At 62.2% G+C, this 645-nt stretch carries 1 protein-coding gene; it reads left to right on the forward strand.

All coding sequences use genetic code 11. The features are described from left to right. On the forward strand, positions 1-642 hold a 642-nt coding region (locus tag PHA81_RS20845; RefSeq protein WP_273838807.1), incomplete at its 5' end, for an IS6 family transposase. Positions 643-645 lie beyond the last annotated feature (3 nt).

The following is a 645-nucleotide window of genomic DNA, read 5'->3' on the forward strand; positions in this document are numbered from 1 at the left end:
GACTGTGATGACGTTTGGGAGAACGAGCGCACCCCGACACCCGTCAGGGTGTTCGGGGTGCGGCTCCATTCGATGGGGCTGTCGTTGCGGGAGATCGTCGCGGTGTTCGAGTGGCTCGACGTTGATCGTTCCCACGGAGCGGTCTGGAACTGGACGCACAAGCTCTCGGAGGCACAGGACGACCCGCCGACGGCGGAGCCGTCGTGGGTCGCCGTCGACGAGAAACAAATCGAAGTAGACGGCGAGAAGAAGTGGCTTTACGCCGCGATCGACACAGAGTCGAAGCTGCTCTTGGAGGTCAAGGTGTTCAGCCGCCGCGGGACCGACCCCGCGGCGGCGTTCCTCCACCGTCTCACCGAGAAACACGAGGTCTCAGATGCCGAGTTTCTTACCGACGCAGGTGGGTATCTGACTGCTCTCGCTCGGCTTGAGCTGGACGGCGGACTCAACTACAGCGAGCGGAATTTCATCGAGAAGTGGTTCCAGACCGTGACGATGCGGATCGACCGCTTCCACTCGTTCTGGAGAGGGAGTGCAGCCAGCGCTCGGCGCTGGCTGCGACGGTTCAGGCACCACTACAATCACGACCGACCGAATCAGGCGCTCGATGGACGAACGCCGATCGAGGAGGCTCTCAACTAGACA

The sequence above is a fragment of the Halococcus sp. PRR34 genome (assembly GCF_028617175.1).
GTDB classification, from domain to species: domain Archaea; phylum Halobacteriota; class Halobacteria; order Halobacteriales; family Halococcaceae; genus Halococcus; species Halococcus salifodinae.